1 protein-coding gene is annotated in these 3,022 nt (G+C 38.8%); it reads right to left on the reverse strand.

All coding sequences use genetic code 11. The features are described from left to right. Positions 1 to 3,022, reverse strand: a 3,022-nt coding sequence (locus H8K90_RS16885) for a T9SS type B sorting domain-containing protein (RefSeq protein ID WP_186847172.1), incomplete at both ends; no start/stop codon positions are given.

Genomic DNA, 3,022 nt, shown 5'->3' on the forward strand with positions numbered 1-3,022 from the left:
TATCGTTTCAAGGTAAAATGGGCTTTAAATTCTTTGCGGTTGCCAGTTAGAGGTTCATCGTACTCTACTGTAAACCAGTAATCACTTGTTGGCATTAGGTTACCATTAAAAGTCCCATTCCAGCCTGAGCCTGTTGGACTGATCTGTTTCAGTAACTTTCCGTAACGGTCAAATATATAAATTTTTGCGCTACTTCCAATACCCGGAATGTTCCATGTATCGTGGTTGCCATCTCCATTGGGTGTAAAGTACGCTGGATAGTCTATTACAAATATAGATGCACTGGTTATGCCACAGCCGTTTTTATCTCTTGCTGTGACTTCGTGGGTGCCAGATGAGACATTGCTAAATATCCCTTCGTCTTGCCATGGTCCTCCATCTAAACTGTATTCATACACTCCTATGCCGGTTGCTAACGCTTCTATAACGCTATTATCTGCAAAAGCTTGTGTTACTAAGTTAACTTCTAAACTCGGTGGTGCACTTTCTATAACTTCTGTGGTGTCTGTATTGCTACAATTGGTCACTGTAGAAGTACTCATATCTGTTACTGTTACACTATAGGTTCCTCCTTGTGTTGGCATAAGTGTTGAACCTATTTCTGATGCTAAAACTGTACCATTATAACTCCACTCAAAACTATAGGCGGTTTCTGATAGGCCTGTATCTAACACTAATGGATCTAAAATTTCTGTACCATTAGTATCTATACATAATATATAACTGTCAGCTAAATCAAACTCTGGTAATGGATTCACCTGTAAGGTTAATGGTGCTACTGCATAACAAATTGAGCCATCTTGCTCATTATCAAACACACCATCGTTGTTTAAGTCTACAGGATCTCCTATGCCGTCACCATCTATATCTACATACTCTGCAATACCATCTGCATTGGCATCTATAGCGTCCGAGAGTCCATCTCCATCTACATCTACAAGATCAAAAACACCATCTGCATTAGTATCATAGGTATCTATAGTACCATTACCATCTAAGTCTAAACCAGTGGTTAATGCTGTGACATCTAATGCTATTGGGATAACACTTAGGGTATTATTATCTACTCTGGCATAAATGACTTGTGGGTTGGTAACATTTTCATATAATGTTGGTAATGGATTTACGTTTAAATTGGCATCGACTTCTGTAGCATAATACGTTACGATGTAACTCGCTGGGTCTTGGCCGTCTAATACCTGATCAGCTTGTGTTGCTAAATCAAACTGTGCACTGTCATTTGATGGGTCTCCATCGGTTTCCATATTGTCATCACAGGTTTCATATAGTATTGGATTCATATCTGAATTGGCTTCTGCAGCTTCATCGACTTGGATATTAAAACTTTGTGTACTAATACTACAGCCTGTAACATTGTTTGTAATTGTTACAAAAATCTGTTGTGGATTGCTTTGGTTGGTGTAAGGACTTACCAAGCCATTCATTCCTGATGCTGCATCGGCTACTGTGGCGTGATAGCTTACTATAAACTGACTTGGGTCTTGACCATTTAAAACTTCTTCATCTTTTGTTGTTAAATCAAAACTATCAAAACCATCGGTGTTTAATTCACATTGTATAAAGTCGGTTACTGCTACAACCTCTGGTAATGGGTGTACAATAATAGCAAAATCGACTAGTGTATAACAACCTGTAACGTCATTGGTGACTCTAACATAAATCTGTTGGGATGGTGTGTCTGTATTGGTATTGGTATACTGTGTGGGGTCTGCTATGGCGTTGCTACCTGATTCTGCATCGGCTTCCGTCTCATGGTAGGTTGGTGTGACACCGCTCTCTCCATTGAGAATTAAAGTTTCTTGTTCTGTTAAATCAAATACTTCGACTCCATCTCCTGTATTGACATCATCACACAGTTCCATATCTGGTAATTGGTCACTTGGCGTTGGCGTTGGTATAGGTTCTACGCGTAAGGTTAATGTCACGGTATTATAACAGCCTGTGTCATTGTTCTCTGCTCTTACAAATATTGTTTGGGCATTACTGGTATTAACATATGGACTCTCTATTGGATTGGTCGCATTATCTGCATCTAATTGTGTCTCATAATAGGTTAAACTCACACCTCCTTGCCCATTTAATATCTCGGCATCGGCTTCTTCTAAAATAAAGCCTTCTTGACCATCTCCTGGGTTGTTTACATCACACAACTCTAATGGTGATGGTGTTACTAAAACTGGTAATGGGTTTACGATTAACTCTAAATTAATGAGCTTATAACAGCCTGATGTTGTTGTATTGTCTTCTACACGTACCCAAAGGAATTGATTAAAAGCTGTAGTATTGGTATAACTTGTTGGACTTACTATGGCATTACTTGCTGATGCTGCATTGCCTTGTGTCTCATAAAAGCTTATTTCATACTGTATGGGATCTTGACCGTTAAGAATCTCTAGAGATCTGCTCGTTAAATCAAAGTTCGCAAAACCATCTGCTGATATATCATCACAGACTTCTAATGGTGTTGGCGCTACTAGTTGTGGCGTGTGCTCTACGATTAATTCTAACGCTACTATAGTGGCACAATCCGTTGTAATAGTAGCACTTTCTACACGTGCATATAAAATCTGTGTATTAGGCTCTATATTGTTATAATTTATCGTTGTATCTATAGCATCTACATTATTATCTGCATTAATGTAATTTTCATGATAGGTTACCATAAGTCCTGGTGCTCCTCCTGTAATTTCATTATTGGCGTCTGTTAAAGTAAACACTCCTATGCCATCATTATCCGGATCGCAATAATACAATGGGCTTGGGGTAAAGGCTATTGGTGCTTGTTGCACAATTAACTCTAAGGTGGTGGTATCGTAACAACCTGTTCCTATATCTTCTACACGAGCATAGATTATCTGACCATTACTGGTATTGGTATACAAGGTTGGTAAGGGATCTGTTTCTGAATCTGCATTGGCTTGTGTCTCGTAATAGCTTACAGAATAGTTTGGATTATTACCTGTAATCTCTGCGTTCTTAAGGCTTAAATCCATCTCTGTTA

The organism is Winogradskyella echinorum (genome assembly GCF_014297365.1).
GTDB classification, from domain to species: Bacteria; Bacteroidota; Bacteroidia; order Flavobacteriales; family Flavobacteriaceae; genus Winogradskyella; species Winogradskyella echinorum.